The sequence below is a fragment of the Pseudoalteromonas sp. SR43-2 genome, from assembly GCF_014163885.1.
Classification (GTDB): Bacteria; Pseudomonadota; Gammaproteobacteria; order Enterobacterales; family Alteromonadaceae; genus Pseudoalteromonas; species Pseudoalteromonas distincta.
Window position 1 is genome coordinate 1 of record NZ_JACJED010000028.1, and the last position, 16,347, is coordinate 16,347.

Annotated in this window: 16 protein-coding genes and 1 tRNA gene; 9 read left to right on the top strand and 8 right to left on the bottom strand. The window is 38.5% G+C overall.

Annotated elements, in window-relative coordinates:
* Positions 1 to 98 precede the first annotated feature (98 nt).
* A tRNA-Asn gene (locus tag H5120_RS18605) sits at positions 99 to 175 on the bottom strand.
* 1,051 nt (positions 176 to 1,226) lie between these two features.
* Between H5120_RS18605 and H5120_RS18610 the strand changes: the two genes are divergently transcribed.
* The 5 genes from H5120_RS18610 (at position 1,227) to H5120_RS18630 (ending at position 7,343) form a co-directional block, all read left to right on the top strand.
* The gene (locus tag H5120_RS18610; RefSeq protein WP_182675736.1) at positions 1,227 to 2,606 is read left to right on the top strand and encodes an MATE family efflux transporter; all 1,380 of its coding nucleotides are present in this window, start codon (positions 1,227 to 1,229) and stop codon (positions 2,604 to 2,606) included.
* Positions 2,603 to 4,597, top strand: coding sequence for an excinuclease ABC subunit UvrB (gene uvrB, locus H5120_RS18615; RefSeq protein WP_154903414.1), 1,995 nt, complete (start codon positions 2,603 to 2,605; stop codon positions 4,595 to 4,597). Before H5120_RS18610 ends, uvrB begins: the two co-directional genes overlap by 4 nt.
* Before the next feature lie 2 nt (positions 4,598 to 4,599).
* Positions 4,600 to 5,538, top strand: coding sequence for a class I SAM-dependent methyltransferase (locus H5120_RS18620; RefSeq protein ID WP_182675737.1), 939 nt, complete (start codon positions 4,600 to 4,602; stop codon positions 5,536 to 5,538).
* Positions 5,539 to 6,219 carry a tRNA (adenine(22)-N(1))-methyltransferase TrmK gene (locus tag H5120_RS18625; RefSeq protein ID WP_182675738.1) on the top strand — a complete coding sequence of 227 codons (681 nt, stop codon included), beginning with the start codon at positions 5,539 to 5,541 and terminating at the stop codon, positions 6,217 to 6,219.
* 101 nt (positions 6,220 to 6,320) lie between these two features.
* The gene (locus H5120_RS18630; RefSeq protein WP_182675739.1) at positions 6,321 to 7,343 is read left to right on the top strand and encodes a hypothetical protein; all 1,023 of its coding nucleotides are present in this window, start codon (positions 6,321 to 6,323) and stop codon (positions 7,341 to 7,343) included.
* 4 nt (positions 7,344 to 7,347) lie between these two features.
* Here H5120_RS18630 and H5120_RS18635 read toward each other — a convergent pair whose 3' ends face one another.
* The gene (locus H5120_RS18635) at positions 7,348 to 7,590 is read right to left on the bottom strand and encodes a hypothetical protein (protein ID WP_010553668.1); all 243 of its coding nucleotides are present in this window, start codon (positions 7,588 to 7,590) and stop codon (positions 7,348 to 7,350) included.
* Between the two features lie 196 nt (positions 7,591 to 7,786).
* Between H5120_RS18635 and H5120_RS18640 the strand changes: the two genes are divergently transcribed.
* Positions 7,787 to 8,236: an isoprenylcysteine carboxylmethyltransferase family protein gene (locus H5120_RS18640; protein ID WP_024596448.1), complete on the top strand. Its 450-nt coding sequence runs from the start codon at positions 7,787 to 7,789 to the stop codon at positions 8,234 to 8,236.
* A 94-nt stretch (positions 8,237 to 8,330) separates the two neighbouring features.
* On the opposite strand, the gene queC is transcribed toward H5120_RS18640, so the two are convergent.
* Positions 8,331 to 8,987 (bottom strand): 7-cyano-7-deazaguanine synthase QueC, encoded by a 657-nt coding sequence (gene queC, locus H5120_RS18645; protein ID WP_002960416.1) that lies wholly within the window; start codon positions 8,985 to 8,987, stop codon positions 8,331 to 8,333.
* 145 nt (positions 8,988 to 9,132) lie between these two features.
* Between queC and queE the strand changes: the two genes are divergently transcribed.
* Together queE and H5120_RS18655 are read left to right on the top strand one after the other, a co-directional pair.
* The gene (gene queE / locus H5120_RS18650) at positions 9,133 to 9,798 is read left to right on the top strand and encodes a 7-carboxy-7-deazaguanine synthase QueE (RefSeq protein WP_024591014.1); all 666 of its coding nucleotides are present in this window, start codon (positions 9,133 to 9,135) and stop codon (positions 9,796 to 9,798) included.
* A gap of 226 nt (positions 9,799 to 10,024) precedes the next feature.
* Positions 10,025 to 10,768, top strand: coding sequence for a class I SAM-dependent methyltransferase (locus H5120_RS18655; RefSeq protein WP_182675740.1), 744 nt, complete (start codon positions 10,025 to 10,027; stop codon positions 10,766 to 10,768).
* A 214-nt stretch (positions 10,769 to 10,982) separates the two neighbouring features.
* On the opposite strand, the gene H5120_RS18660 is transcribed toward H5120_RS18655, so the two are convergent.
* The 5 genes from H5120_RS18660 to H5120_RS18680 form a co-directional block, all read right to left on the bottom strand.
* Positions 10,983 to 11,609: a hypothetical protein gene (locus H5120_RS18660; RefSeq protein WP_182675741.1), complete on the bottom strand. Its 627-nt coding sequence runs from the start codon at positions 11,607 to 11,609 to the stop codon at positions 10,983 to 10,985.
* 80 nt (positions 11,610 to 11,689) lie between these two features.
* Positions 11,690 to 12,313, bottom strand: a complete 624-nt coding sequence (locus tag H5120_RS18665; protein ID WP_182675742.1) for a hypothetical protein — start codon at positions 12,311 to 12,313, stop codon at positions 11,690 to 11,692.
* A gap of 6 nt (positions 12,314 to 12,319) precedes the next feature.
* Positions 12,320 to 13,291, bottom strand: coding sequence for an STM4504/CBY_0614 family protein (locus H5120_RS18670; RefSeq protein ID WP_182675743.1), 972 nt, complete (start codon positions 13,289 to 13,291; stop codon positions 12,320 to 12,322).
* A gap of 606 nt (positions 13,292 to 13,897) precedes the next feature.
* Complete coding sequence (gene bcp, locus H5120_RS18675) at positions 13,898 to 14,377, bottom strand: thioredoxin-dependent thiol peroxidase (RefSeq protein ID WP_002963124.1); 480 nt, start codon at positions 14,375 to 14,377, stop codon at positions 13,898 to 13,900.
* Between the two features lie 11 nt (positions 14,378 to 14,388).
* Positions 14,389 to 14,922, bottom strand: a complete 534-nt coding sequence (locus H5120_RS18680) for a glycine cleavage system protein R (protein WP_007583906.1) — start codon at positions 14,920 to 14,922, stop codon at positions 14,389 to 14,391.
* A 358-nt stretch (positions 14,923 to 15,280) separates the two neighbouring features.
* Between H5120_RS18680 and bamC the strand changes: the two genes are divergently transcribed.
* On the top strand, positions 15,281 to 16,342 hold the full coding sequence (gene bamC / locus H5120_RS18685) for an outer membrane protein assembly factor BamC (protein ID WP_039487313.1): 1,062 nt from the start codon (positions 15,281 to 15,283) through the stop codon (positions 16,340 to 16,342).
* The last annotated feature ends 5 nt before the right edge of the window (positions 16,343 to 16,347 follow it).

The window sequence follows — 16,347 nt, forward strand, 5'->3', positions numbered from 1 at the left end:
TGGCCTCAGCTCCGCGGCTTGAACGGTGGACCTACTGCTTAAGTTTCCGTCGCTCTAATCAAGTGCGCAGATGGGGAACTCTCTGTAGTTGAAAGACTTGGCTCCCCCTCCCCGACTCGAACGGGGGACCTGCGGATTAACAGTCCGTCGCTCTAACCAACTGAGCTAAGGGGGAAGCGTCTTGCCTTTCAACGGGGCGAAATATTAATGATGGAGCCGCAAAGTGTCAACATATAAAAGTCATAAATTGAAAAAAGAAGTTTATTCGTTGTTTTTGTGTTCGATCTGCGTGATTTATAGCTCTATTAAAGCTATTTTTTTGAGAATTTAAGAATACTAATGCGAGTTTTATTATTGTTGAGTCTTTAAATTGGTTAAATTAAACACGCCATTAAAGCCACTTGTAATTAAAAAACAACTCAAAAACATAAAATTTCATTTTTTACTTTCGGGTATTCTTCGTATTTATTTACTTTTTTATTTTAATTTTCTAAAAATATACCTACACGAATAGTCATAAAAGTATTTTCCCTCTTAATAGTGATCCAATTTTGATCTATAAATTGAGTATTTATTATCTTCGCTCAAAAATAGAACAATCAATAACTTAACTTTGTATTAAACGTTTTTTATTTACTAACGTATAACTATGTAAAGAAGAAAAATTGGCAAGCTTGCGTTTTCAGTGTGAGTTTATAAAAATGCCACAATTAGCAAATCAACAATTGGTTGGACCTCAGCGAAAATTGCGAGTCTCTCAAGGCCTTTATAAATGCGGCTTTGAATGAGTTATCCACGGTTTCTGTGGATAACTCTGTTTATGAAACTTTAAGAACATCATCGGCACCAATGTTTTAGGGTGCTACAACGATTTCAAGCTTTTAAATCACTATTTTTTATTCATTGTAAAACAGTAGGTTATGTTTTGGTGGCTAATAGATGTAACTCCATGAATGAATTTTTTCGTAACGATAAACCAAGTAGTTGCTTTGTGTAAAAAAGCATCAGATAACACAGGGGGTTTGTAATAAAAGTTATAAAAATGTGTTTTAATTGTTTTTTGGCGTGTTTAGGCTCTATTTTAACAAAAAGATGTAAAAACCAAGTTTTACTATTTTTTAGAATATTTACTTCCGTAATTACATCAATTGTAGTGATAAATCCGTGGCTTGAACTGCCTTGATGCTTTAAAATGATTCGTTCAGTAAAAGAGGCCTATTTATTTCATGCGCGCAATTTCAAAATCTCAGACTCGCCCAGATTTACTAAACGATCCTATCTTGCCTACATTAAAGACGATGACCATACCGATGATATTCGGCATGATCACACTAATGATGTTCAATATTGTAGACACCTTTTTTATAAGCTTACTTGGCACCGAACCACTAGCTGCCGTGAGCTTTACATTTCCGGTTACTTTTACCGTTATCAGCTTAGCAATAGGGCTGGGGATCGGTACATCAGCAGTAATAGCGAAAGCGCTCGGCAGTAATAAAATTGATGAAGCACGTTTTGATGCCAGTATTTCTTTAATGGTTGGTGTGGTTCTGGTTATTGTGTTGTCATCTGTTGGATATTTACTGATTGACCCCATATTTACTTTGCTAGGAGCGGGCGCGCAAGTATTGCCGTTAATACACGAATACATGAATGTATGGTTTATCGGTAGCGTATTTTTAATAACCCCAATGATTGGTAATTCGGTACTGCGTGCCAGCGGTGATACCAAAACGCCAAGTATAGTAATGGGCGGAGCCGGGCTGATAAACGCCGTACTTGACCCAATACTTATATTTGGCTTTGGGCCGGTACCCGCGTTAGGAATTCAAGGCGCTGCCATAGCAAGTGTTGTTGCATGGTCGGTCGCTGTGGTTATTATTTTATATATATTAGCGGTTAAAAAACGTTTGTTGAGTCTCAAAGCGGGCAAGCAAACTATAACTGGCGCTATTCGTAAAATATTAAAAATTGGTTTACCTGCTGCAGGTGCAAACATGCTTACACCCGTTGCAATGGCTGTAATGACCGCCTTAGTAGCGCATCATGGGCCAGAAGCCGTGGCCGCATTTGGAGTAGGAAGCCGGATAGAATCTATTGCAAGTATTTTAGTGCTTGCGTTATCGATGACATTACCGCCATTTGTGAGTCAAAACTTTGGGGCTGGCAAATTATGCCGTGTTAAAGAAGCGTATACCGGCACACTAAAATTTGTGATGGTATGGCAATTTGCCATTTACGTATTACTAATTGCATTTTCAGGTGTTATAAGCCAATTATTTGGTAAAGAACAAGCCGTAATAGATGTAATTAAGCTCTTTATTTATACCATCCCACTAAGCTATGGCTTACAAGGGGTGATCATATTATCAAACTCATCGTTTAATGCTTTACACAAACCAATGAACGCATTGGTACTAAGCGTTATTCGTTTATTCATATTTTATGTACCATTTGCTTATATCGGCAACGAAATAGCCGGATTATTAGGGTTATTTATAGGCGCTGCCATAGGTAATTTATTTACAGCAATAGTGGCATATAAATGGTTTATGAAAAAACTAGAAGCGCTGAGCGGCGAATCGTTACAGGAGTGCAATAATTGAGCGACCATTTTCAGTTAAAATCACATTTCAAACCAGCAGGCGATCAGCCTACCGCCATTAAACAGCTATGCGAAGGGTTAGAAGCGGGGCTTGCACACCAAACGTTATTAGGTGCCACCGGTACAGGTAAAACCTTTACTATGGCCAATATTATTAGCGATTTAAATCGTCCAACAATAATAATGGCGCACAATAAAACATTGGCTGCGCAGCTATACGGCGAGATGAAAGAGTTTTTTCCTAAAAACGCGGTTGAATACTTTGTATCGTATTACGATTACTACCAGCCAGAAGCCTATGTTGTATCTAGCGACACATTTATTGAAAAAGATGCTTCGATAAATGAGCACATAGAGCAAATGCGTTTAAGCGCGACCAAAGCATTGCTTGAGCGTCGCGACACCATTATTGTGGCATCGGTATCGGCTATTTATGGTTTGGGTGACCCTAAATCGTACATGAAAATGATGCTGCTTTTAAAAGTGGGCGAAAAAGTCGATCAACGCGACATGCTACGCCGCCTTGCTGAAATACAATATACCCGCAATGATATAGATTTTAGCCGAGGTACATATCGCGTACGTGGCGAAGTAGTTGATATATTCCCAGCTGAGTCAGACACTTTTGCTGTACGTGTAGAAATGTTTGATGATGAAATAGAACGCCTAAGTATTTTTGACCCGCTTACCGGTGCAATTGAAAAGCACATAGTGCGCGCTACTATTTATCCTAAAACGCACTATGTTACCCCGCGTGAAAAAATACTTGGCGCTATCGAAAAAATAAAAGAAGAACTAAAAGAGCGACGCGCTCAGTTACTCAGTGCAAACAAGTTAGTAGAAGAGCAACGTGTAGCACAGCGAACGCAATACGATATAGAAATGATGACCGAGCTAGGTTATTGCTCGGGTATAGAAAACTACAGCCGTTATTTATCGGGGCGTACGCCAGGCGATCCGCCGCCAACATTGCTTGATTACCTACCTGATGACGCATTAATGATTATTGATGAATCGCATGTAACCGTATCGCAAATTGGCGCAATGTATAAAGGCGACAGAAGCCGTAAAGAAAACCTTGTTGAGTATGGTTTTAGAATGCCCTCAGCAATGGATAATAGGCCACTGCGCTTTGAAGAGTTTGAAGCTATAGCACCACAAACTATTTATGTATCTGCAACGCCTGGCGACTTTGAGCTTGAGCGCAGCGCAGGCGAAGTAGCAGAGCAAGTAATTCGCCCAACAGGGCTGCTCGACCCACTTATAGAAGTACGTCCTGTGGGCGATCAGGTTGATGATTTACTCTCAGAAATATACAAAAGTGTGGAGAAGGGCGAACGCGTACTGGTAACTACACTTACTAAACGTATGTCTGAGGATTTAACAGATTACCTAAGCGAGCATAATGTAAAAGTACGTTACTTACATTCAGACATTGATACCGTTGAGCGCGTAGAAATAATTCGTGACTTACGAGCTGGCGTGTTTGATGTGTTAGTGGGCATTAACTTACTGCGAGAAGGCCTTGATATGCCTGAGGTGGCACTTGTTGCCATACTTGATGCTGACAAAGAGGGTTTTTTACGCTCGGCTCGCTCGCTGATACAAACCATTGGCCGTGCTGCGCGTCACTTAGATGGCCGCGCTATTTTATATGGCGACAGAATTACAAAATCAATGGCAAAAGCCATGGACGAAACAGCGCGCAGGCGCGAAATTCAGCATGCATACAACGTTGAGCACGGCATAGAGCCTCATGCTCTGGCTAAAAAAATACTTGATGTAATGGATGTAGGCGAAGAAGCGGCCCCTAAAGACAACCTTAAACTTATTCGTAAAGAGTCTAAAAAGGTTCTTAGTGCGAAAGAAATTGCCGTGCAAATTAAGCAGCTTGAAACCAAAATGCATGCATACGCAAGCGACCTAGAATTTGAAAAAGCGGGCTCTGTTCGCGATGAAATACATGAACTACAACAACAGTTGATTAATTAAAAATGACAGCAAACTTTACACCTCTTATTACTGCGCTTGAAGACGCGCCAATTTTAAAAAATGAACTGTGTCGTGTTTTTCATGGCCGAGGCCATAGCGTCGAAGCATTAAGTCATATTAATTTAGACTTTTACCCGCCCAGTTTATTTTTGGTTTCGTACGACGAAATTGACGAGCAAACACTAAGCGAGCTCACCAATGTTGTGTGGCAGTGGGCACAAAAAAATCAGCCAGAGCTTATTACGTCACTTGTGTACCAGCAACGTGCTGGCGTACAAAGCCAAAACACCGTGGTTTATGGGCAATTACCTAACCCACATGTTGTAACCGAAAATGGCATTCGCTTTTTGGTTGATTTACAAAGCCGCCAAAATACCGGAATATTTCCCGATATGCGTAGCGGCCGTGAATTTGTAATGGCTAACAGCAAGCATGGCAAAGTGCTTAATTTGTTTTCATATACGTGTGGGTTTTCGCTTGCCGCCATGCAAGGCGGGGCAGATCATGTGATGAACATGGATATGAGCAAAGGCGTGCTTAAAGTCGGCAAGCAAAACCATCAACTAAATGGTTTTGAGCGCGGCGTAAGTTTTTTACCCCACGATATTTTAAAATCTTTTGGAAAACTAAAAAAAGCAGCCCCGTTTGATTTAATAATAGTTGATCCGCCAAGCTTTCAAAAAGGCAGCTTTATATTAACTAAAGATTATCAAAAAGTGCTGCGCAGGTTGCCAGAGCTACTTTGCGATACCACACAATTATTATTGTGTGCTAATAGTCCAGAGCTTAGCGAAGATGCGTTTAAAGCATTAATAAACGAGCACACCCAAGGCGCAATTGAATTTGTACAGCGCCTAGCCCCCACCGAGCGTTTTATTGAAGTAGACAGCGACAAAAGTTTAAAAGCGCTTGTCTATAAAACGCCACAAACACCTGCTTAAATGAAGCTCAGTAAACGCCTAACTGCCATTGATACATTAATTTCGCAGCATCACGATATTATTTGGGATTGTTGCTGCGACCATGGTTATTTAGGCATGGCGCTATTAAAACGCGCAGCTGCAAACCACGTTATTTTTGTAGATATAGTCGCCACTTTAATGAACGACCTAGAAGCGCAATTATCATCTATTAATAAATTACAAAAAACCTGTGATAAAAACCCGCAGTGGCAGGTCTTATGTCAGGATGTAGGCAAAATAGAAATTGCGCAAAGTAAAAGCCAAGTAGTTGTAATAGCAGGTGTTGGCGGTGAGCTGTTGTTAAGTTTAGTACAACAAATCATTGCTAATAACGCAGTTGAGCATTTAAATAATGTTCGGTTTATTTTATGCCCAGTGCATCACACTTATAAGTTGCGAGTGGGTTTAAAACAACTTGGTTTAGGGCTTGTAAGTGAGCAAATAGTTTACGACAACAAACGTTTTTATGAAGTGATTGAAGTGAGCTTTAGTACCAATATTGAGATTAGCCATACCGGCAACAAAATGTGGGACTTTGCTAGTACAGAGCACGCTATGTACCAACGACAACTCATAAATCATTATAATAAAATGCTCAATAAAGATAAGCCATACTATCAAAAAGTTATAACAGACTATCAAGAACTCACCGATAGTTAAAAAAGCCCAAAAGTAGGGCGTACATGTGATCTAATTACGACATTGACGACGTAATGTGTTCATAGTTTATATCGCACAACGCGAGTTTATTTGGTTTATTTATGTCAGATAACAAGAGTCAGATTAATCATTTGCTTAGCAATGAACAAAAATGGCAACACAGTTACGAGCAACCTATTTCTTATGCACCCCTTGTGCAATTGGCTAATAGTAATTGGGTGGTGCCACAGCATTTTTTACGTTACAAGCACACGCTTCAAAGCGTAAACGAAATTCTCGAGAGTATTGAGTTTTCGGCTCACTTTAGGGTGCTTGCTGCACAAAAAGGTGAAGAAATTTACCTGCAAGTAGCAGTGCTGAGCCCAGATAACTATCAAAAAAGTGCATCTGCAAATGAAGGCAAAGCCAAAAAGCTATTATTTGGCAGACGCTGGATAGTAGAGGAAAACTTACCTACCTCAGAGCTTATTCAAACCGCATTTTTAGCGTTAAAAGTAGCGCGAGAACATGAAGTAAGAGAGCTTTTTCAGTTAATGCAAAGCGGCGCAACAAGCACGCCATTTAACAATCACCACGACTTACCTGTAATGGCGCAAAACCCAGAACTTGTTAAAAGCGAAGCGGTTACAAGTAACGTTGACAAAGTGCTTAAACGTATTGTATTTGCAGGAAAAAGTATTGAACTTAAAAGTCAGCAGCAAATAGCCGAGCAACATTTATATACTGTTGAGCTGTTGTGTGAGGATTGCCAGCTTAGCGAGTTTAATAAAAAAACAATCGCGTTTTTAACAGCAAATCCATCCGCTAATAGCTTTTTACACGCCTTAATTACAGCATTAGTAGCCACAAGCAATGATTACGTAAACGAGCAGTTTAAATACAAAGGTTTTGCCCGCTTTAGTAAGCACGTAGTGGTTGAACAAATAGGTAACCTAAGTATCGCTATGCGCTCGCCAAGCACCGTAGGGCTTTGCTCTATGGGTAAGCAACACGCTAATCAGTTAAACTTTGAGATAGACAGTGGGCGAGCACCACAGGGCTGCGGGCAAGCTATTGGTGGGTTTTTAGCTGCTCACGGCATTGAGCAGCCAGAAAATGCACATTTATATCCAAATTACCTATAACAACTTAAAGTTTATTAATTTCATCTTTAACGTTAAAGCTTGAATCAGTAACAATAGCCTCAAGTGTTTGTACTCGCTCTTTTAATGCAAGCACTTGTGCGTTTGTTTCAGCTAATTGTTTATGGGCATCGCTGTTGTTGTTTTGCATTTTATGCTTAAACTCAAGATGCTTTTTATACATATCGTAAACTACTCCTGAGCCAACCGAAATTAGCACAATAAGTACAATCATTGTAGTTCCAGACATAACCTCATTCCTTATCATTTTATTATTCGTTTATGGTTAAAGTATAACCTTTAAGCGCTTTTGATAAAGCTGACAATTGTAACTTAATTTGTATACTTTATTTAATTCAGCTTTGAGCGTGTTCATCATTTATACACTTCAGATATTGTTTAATAGCTACTTAAATAAACATAATTAGCCAATACAGTGAGTTGCCATGTTAAATAATAAAATTCCACCGGTTATCGTTGTGCTGTTTTTTGCAGGCATAATGGCGCTTATTGCGCATTACAGTGTTATTGATTTCACCGCCTTTATTACCTACCTAGCAGCAAGTTTGGTCATTATTGGGTGTGTTTTTTGTATTGCAGGTGTGGCGAGCTTTAAAATAGCAAACACCACAGTAAATCCTAATAAACCTGAGCAAGCGTCAAAACTTATTACGGGCGGCATTTATAAAATTTCGCGTAACCCAATGTATGTGGGTTTTGCATTTATTTTAGCAGGGTGGGGTGTTTGGTTAAGTTCCTTGTGGGCGCTTTTATGTATTATCGGGTTTATTGCGTATTTAACGTTTTTTCAAATAATACCCGAGGAGCGTGCGCTCACTAAATTATTTGGTGAAGAGTTTACCGCCTATAAAGCGCGCGTAAAACGCTGGCTGTAATCAATACCATTGACTTAAAACCTGACAAACAAAAAAGGCTATCGATGATAGCCTTTTTTTGTTTGCAGCAATTGTATTACTAATTAATTGCGGCTTATTCGTATTCTAACGGGTCTGTAATGTTATTTAGTGCAAATGCTTCAAGGCGTTCTTGGCACGCGCCACATTTACCACAGGCCTTTTCACGGCCGTTATAACAGGTCCACGTTTGGCTGTAATCTAAACCCATTTCAATACCGTCGGTTAAAATACCAATTTTAGTATTATTTAAATACGGGCTAAAAATTTCTACCGCGTCGTAGTTCGCAATACGACACACATCATCCATTTTTTGCACAAATTCAGGACGGCAATCAGGGTAAATAGCATGATCCCCAGAATGAGCGCCGTAATAAACTTGGCTAGCTTTAAGTGATACCGCGTAACCAACAGCAAGCGAGAGCAAAATCATATTACGATTAGGTACAATCGTACTTTTCATGCTTTCTTCTTCGTAATGGCCTTCAGGTACGTCAATATCATCAGTAAGTGATGAGCCACCAATAAGTTGGTTAATCGCCGAAATATCAACAATTTTATGCGGAACGTTTAATTTTTCACACACACTTGCCGCTACTTTAAGCTCTTTTACATGACGCTGACCATAGTCAAATGAAAGGGCATATACATCATGGCCTTGTTGCAGGGCTTTATTTAATACGGTAAACGAGTCCATACCGCCGGAATAAATAACAACTACTTTTTGCGTCATATCTGTTTTGCTCTTAGTTTTAATAGAGGTTTATATCAGGGCGCGATATACTACACGGCCGCAGCTTAAATAACAATTTTTGCACAGCGCTTTTTGGTTTTTTAATAGTAGCAATTTGGCTGCTAGGTAGTAAGTGAGATCTCTTTTGTACAAAATTAATGAAGTGTTTGAAACCATTCAAGGTGAAGCTAGCTTTACTGGCACACCCTCAATATTTTTACGTCTGCAAGGCTGCCCAGTAGGCTGCTCTTGGTGCGACACCAAGCAAACGTGGGATGTTGATAATGTATATAAAGTATCGCTGGACGAAACCGTAGAAAAAAAAGCCGACTCAGATCATTGGGCTAACGCCAGTGCAGAGCAAATTTTAGCGTTGTTTCAATCACGTGGTTATACCGCAAAGCACGTAGTTATTACTGGCGGCGAGCCATGTATGTTTGATTTAAATCCAGTATGTAACTTATTACACGAACACGGCTTTAGTACACAAATAGAAACCAGCGGCACGTTCGAAATACTCGCCCCAGAGCAAACATGGGTAACGGTATCACCAAAAATCAATATGCGCGGCGGCTATGAAGTACTTACCAGTGCAATGAAGCGTGCCAACGAAATTAAACACCCCGTTGCCATGCAAAAGCATGTAGAAGAGTTAGAAGAATTATTTGCTAAAACAGGTGTTAACCCTAAGCTTGTTTATTTACAGCCAATTAGCCAAAAAGTATCAGCAACTAAACTCGCAATCGACACCTGTATTGCCAAAAACTGGCGCCTATCAATACAAGTACATAAGTATTTAGGAATTAGTTAAAGCCAGCTTAAAGTTATAGTACGTATGTTGGGTAGAGCGAAGCTAAACCCAACAAACCTCTACTTCCGCACCATTTTCTAATAACGTTTTATAATATTTAAATACGTGGATTGGATAAGCGAAGCACCACCCGACAACCCTAAAGCTCATATCTTCTTCGCTAATAGCCATAACTAGTTTACTATGCGCGACTTAAAAATATTCTACTACTTACCACTAGGCTTATATGTCCGCAAATGCGCTTTACACCGACCTTTCTGATTACTACGACTTAATGTGCGCAGATATAGATTATCAAGCCCAAAGCAATTCTATTCACAGGCTGCACCAAATTTTTGGGAATGGCGCAAATACCCATCTCGATTTAGCATGTGGCACCGGCCCGCATGTACGCCACTTTATTGATTACGGCTATAAAAGTAGTGGGCTTGATTTAAACCAGCCAATGCTCGATAAAGCAAAAGTTCGTTGTCCAGAAGCGCAATTTTCGTTGCAAAACATGAGTGAGTTTAAAGTAACCGAGCCCTTGGATTTAATTACCTGCTTTTTGTATTCAATCCATTACTGCGACGGTATTAATAAGTTAAAAGAATGCCTTGCCAGCGTACACAGCGCATTAAACGTAGGTGGAATATTTTGCTTTAACACGGTTGATAAAAACAAAATCGACAGCGATTCATTTGTAGAGCACACAGCAACAAGCGAAAATAGCTTCTTCACATTTCGCTCTGGCTGGCACTATAGTGGCAGCGGCAGTAAACAGTTATTAAAACTCAATATAGAAAAAACCACCGCAGACAAAACACTCGTATGGCACGACGAGCACCCAATGGTGGCTTTTAGTTATACCGAGCTCAAAGAAGCCTTAAAGCCGTACTTCGAAATCCACATGTTTGAACATGACTACGACAAAATAACCCCATGGGCAGAGCGCTCAGGCAACGCCATTTTTGTCTGCGTAAAAATTTAAGTTAAACACGTAGGTTGGGTAGAGCGCAGCGAAACCCAACGAGCTCCAACGAACTTCCAATACCACGCCCCCAATAACCCCGCATTATATATTTGAAAATGTAGGTCGGATAAGCGAAGCGCCATCCGACACAGTAACTTATTTAAGTTTCGGCGAATATGAATAGCTAATTAATTATGATGTATGAAGTCAATATTTGACCCCTATGGCTCTTCTATGGCTCTTTAGAAATACTATCTTCCTTAGCTACCCAAATTGAAACAAGCTCTTGAGCATTGACGTATTCTGGATTTTCAGCTAAAGAGGAAATAGCAACTTTAGCTTCTTCAATAGAAGTTAGCTTTAAATTGCTTCTGTTAAAATACGCAGTAAGCTTTTGTTCTTGTGTTTTAGTCATATTATCGTAGTTGTTTGCAACCCAATATACGATGTGGATCAATGCTTCTGTATGTTTATTTTCCATACGCAGTATATTAGCTAAATCTACATGCACTGTGGCATCTAGCGCAAGTACTTGTTTGGCAGTGAAACCTGCATTATTTGCATGTTTCATATATGACATTTTTTGTTTTTGAAGTAACTTCCATGCTTCATCAAATAACTTGTTCTTTATAGCAACTTTTGCATTTTTTTTCAGTGCTGCGGCTTTGCCTAAATAATCCTCAGTAGTAGTGCTACTACTAAACAATTCCCCTGTATATTTAGATTCTCTTAGTCCACTACGAGAAACTATCTTTGTATCAGGTTTTCTTATCTGCTTATTAATATCTCTTTTTTGCTTTAAAGCTATGAAATACAACAATAGAAAAGCCCCGAGTAGAACTAAAATAAAAATCACCATAATCTATCTTCCTTATATAGATATTATATTGAATATAAAATTGTTAAATTGAGTAAATGAATTGCAAGCAAAAAGTAAATTTAGCTCTTGGTACCGTCTGGACTTTTATTTAAATTTTCTACAACTTCTCTATAATGTTGCTCTTTCAACTTTTTACGTTCTTCTAACTCTATTTTTTTCTTAGGCAATATTTCACTTGGATCGCAATACACTGATGCTTCTGAAGGAGGTAGTCCAGCCAAAATTCTCAGCTTACTTGCTAATTCTAATGCTTGAATTCCTAATTCAGTATAATGAAAATGCCGAGCATCGAAGCCTTTGTCATAAGTTGGTAGATCATCATACTCAAATGCTGCTGATATTATTTCATTCGCATTTTCTATTTTATTCGGAAAGTTTAAAGTCTCATACATCAATTTGTGCGGTAGTGATTTCCATTCTACATCTAACTTATAAGGGTCAAAGCTTGGTGGTTCAACTTGTACAATCGCATAGCCGTTTTTATCATATTGACCACATACAGTTCCGTCATCATTAATTACATCTATGCAGCCATATACAAAACGATCAAGCTCACATACGACCCGAATAGAAAGGTATTCATATTCTTTTTTACGTTTTAAGTGTTGAAGATACCAATCTTTAAATATCCCTAAAACAAAACCAAGACAAACACCTATTAACCCATATGTGGCTTTATCCATAAATTCTTAAATCCTTTCAATAATTGCTAAATTTTTTTCTGACTCTATTAAGAACAATATTGTTGAAGCAGTCATATGCAGCGTGAACAATGCTAATGAAATGGGAATATCTACAGTCTGTAAACCAGCCCCATGAGAATCATTTTTGTTTCTTATAGTTGGTATACTACTTTCAAGCAATGTTCTTAAAGAAGTCAATTGAGATTGTAGATAATCTGGAAATAACTTATTTTCAAAGCATATTTTAATTAAACCACTAGCACTTGCTTTAGTTTTAGCTTTATTCTCAGAAGATTCAGTTGCATTTGCAGACGTGTCGTAAAGCCAACCTTGTTTATGAATGATCACTTTCATTACACTCTCAAAAGCTTTGTTACACTCAAGAATAGCAGTGCCATTTTCGCCTTTTCTATATGCTTCATGAGCCTTTAAAAACTCGGTTTCTGCACCTACATACTCTTTTTGATTAAGTAACCTTAAAGCTGGTACAACAGCTTCTGAGTGTATGATCTCAGAATCAATTCGGATAATTTCATTATTTAAGAATTGATAACCTACCGCATTTTCTTTGAGTCGAATATTTAACTCATTTATGGCTTTTTCAACTTCATCTCTATTGAATCTATCGTGAAAACTATTTATCCCTCTAAAAATCAGCTCAATAACGTCAAGATTCTGATTTATTTTTTGGGCTTTAGTAAAGAAATTTATAATTGCTAAACTTGGTTTATCTTTGGTCAATATATTATTATGTGGAAGTTCAAATACGCCCATTTCTCGACACAAAACATGATGAAAGTGTCCATATATTTGGTACACATGACCATTATTCCAATTTTCAAAGTTACCGATCACATCATTCCAGATATGAATAATTTGATTTTTCAATTTATCAGGCAAGTAGTCATATTGGTAAACATCAATTTGATCGCCATTTAATCTAGCTTGTCGTTTAGAGTAAGTTTCATAGGTACTCATTTAAATTCCCTCTTAAATTAACTTTTTAAAGACTTAATATTACACCAGTCATGTTTTTTCTTGCCGCCAGAATATGTAACAGCTAGCTTATTATCAAGTAATTGATTTGAAAGTGATACAGCATCTAAGAATACATCAGCCACTATTACTTTAGCTTCTCTTAGCTTTTGAACTGTGAATTGCTTTGCTTTCTAGCTAATATTTTTTCATTTTCACATTTTGCCCTTAACTCAGGCGTGTCGATATTAGCTACTCTAACACTTATATTCTCACCAAAAATTCAGGGCATATCACCATCAAGATTAACTCGAAATGTGTCTCCATCGTAAATACTTACAATTTCAGATACGTTCAAATCCCCATAATTTTTTGCTACTGACAATGGTACGAATAGAAGAGTTAAAAAAAATAGAACCAAAGGGGTCAAATATTGACTTCATACATCAAAATTATTGACTGCCTATTTATCCCTCGAACATGCTCTTACTTAATCGAAATATTTAATAACTAGCATAAAAAAAGCGTTGCCCTTGAGCAACGCTTTTCTGTATTTGTCTAATAGCTGGTAGCTAACTTACCAAGCTGCTGGCTTACTCAGCCGCTAGCTTATTCTGCTGCAAGATAATCCAAAACCACTTGATGGTGATCTTTAGTTTTAAACTTATCAAATAGGTGTTTTATTTTACCGTCTTGGCCTACTAAAAACGTTAGGCGGTGAATACCATCGTATTCTTTACCCATAAACTTTTTGTAGCCCCATACACCAAATGCTTCAGCAATGGCGTGGTCTTCATCGGCTAATAAATCAAAATTAAGCTCTTTTTTAGTTTCAAAGTTTTTAAGGCGCTTAATTGGATCTGGGCTAATACCTACAACGCGGGTGTTAAATTTGGCAAGCTGTGCTTGCTCATCGCGTAGGTTTTCGGCTTGTACAGTACAACCCGGCGTTGACGCTTTAGGGTAAAAGTACACAAGCACTTGTTGCTCTTTTAACAGCTCGCTTAATGTTACTGTTTCGTCGTTTTGGTTTTGTAGGCTAAAAGCGGGTGCAGTATCGCCAGCTTGTAATGGACTAATTGTGTTCATGTTTAGCATCCTTAACGAATTCGTTTAAAAATATAATCTACGTTTAGTGTGTGAGAAAGGCTCTCAAAACTAATTTTAAATTGATCTATATCTACATCAACAGGTATGTTGAATTCAAGTTCACAACGCATCTTTATGTTGTCTTCTTGGGAATAAGTGTCTGACTTAAGTGAGCAAATACTAATATTATTGTCGGCAAAAAAGCGCGTTACTTTGCTCAATGTGCCAGGGGTGTCTATGCCTGTATATTCTAGTGTGTAACCTGCACAAAATTCGCTAGGAGTATGACTTGCTGTACGCTTCATCATGGTTAGCAGGCCAAGTTCCATGGCTTTAGTGGGCAGTACGTGCTCTATGCGGCTTATTGCCGACATGTCGCCGCTAAGTAGCATTATGAAGGTAAATTCGCAGCCTAAAATAGCAATACGGCTGTCAATAATGTTGCAGTGGCAATCGCTAACCAGTTGGGTTAGTTCACTTACTATACCGGGTCTGTCTTCGCCAATCGCTGTTAAAACAATTTGATGATTTGAAAATGCAGTCATGAGTTCAAATACCTTGTTACTTGGATTATATCAACCGAGTTGGCAACACCAAAAATACACACGAGAAGTTGCACGGCGGCGAAGTTTAACACAAAAAGGGCTCTAAACTACAGCACACGCTAATTAAGCGCTTTTAAAGTGCGGTGTTTCTTGTTTTTACTGGCACGGGAAAGTACCATAGCTAAAATTTGCTTATTTGCGCTTAGTTGCTTACTAAGTTGAAGTGCTGAACTTTATTGCATTTAGGCAGCCAAATAATAAATGTAAAGTTAATATTGATTTTACACTGAACCAAATCGGTATTACCCACTCATATATTTGTTAAAACAATTAAAGGGTATGCTAAGGAGAAATATCTGTGCAGTATTGGATCCCAAAAGCACTTGCAGTAAGTGTATTGGTAAGTTTATCAGGGTGTAGTGTATTTATTAATAAGGCACATGACGAGCGTAATTATCGTACGCATGAGCCTGTAAAAGCACCAGCGTCGTTATCTCAACCAGCTCAAGACCCAGTTTATAAAATGGATGTAGGTCAATACGACAATAATCCTGAAGCTACAAATTACCGCCCACCGGCACAAGTATTAACAATTGCGAAAGGCAGTTGGGTAGAAGAGACAGATAAACAAGCGCGTATTTATTTTGATAAAAATGATGGCATTGCTGATTTAGATGAGTTTCTTTGGGATACGATTAAATCTGTCCTAGCTGATAATAATGCAGGAACTACTAAAGAAGATAAGCTACTTGGTATTATTGAAACTGATTGGTACTCAATCATTAAAACCGAAGAAGGTTTTTGGTGGTGGGGCGATGAAGTTAACGATGATTTAGAAAAGTTTAGGTTCACTATTGAAGAAAAATCACATCAACGCACTGCGTCTTTACGTGTAGAGCTGATTGATTTTAAAGGTGATAAAACGCTAACAGACTTACTCAAGCAGCAGCTAGAAGTACGTGCGCTTAACCAAGTAGTAAGCGAGTTTGATTACCGTTACCGTCAACTTGAAGTTGATATGCGTAAACGCCAAGGTATTATTTCTCTTGAAATGGGCTTTGATAATAAAGGTAATGCAGCACTTGTAACTGAGCAATCTTACGACGCTGTGTTTGACCGTTTCTCTGGGTTTTTAGAGCGTTTGTCGTTCTCTATTGTTGAAATTAACCCAGATACGGGCTTAATTACTGCAGATTATACTAAACCAGAAACAAGCGTTTGGGATTCAATTTGGGGTGATGACGTAGCTCAACTACCTATTGATGAAGGCCAATACCAAATTTTAGTAAGTAAAACTAAAGAAGGCGGTACTAGCTTAACGTGGATGGATGATAAAGGCGAAACGCTTGAGCCAGGTACTATGAATGGTTTACAACAAGCATTAGAAGCAGCACTCATTCAGCGCGGCATTAAAATTTAAATAAT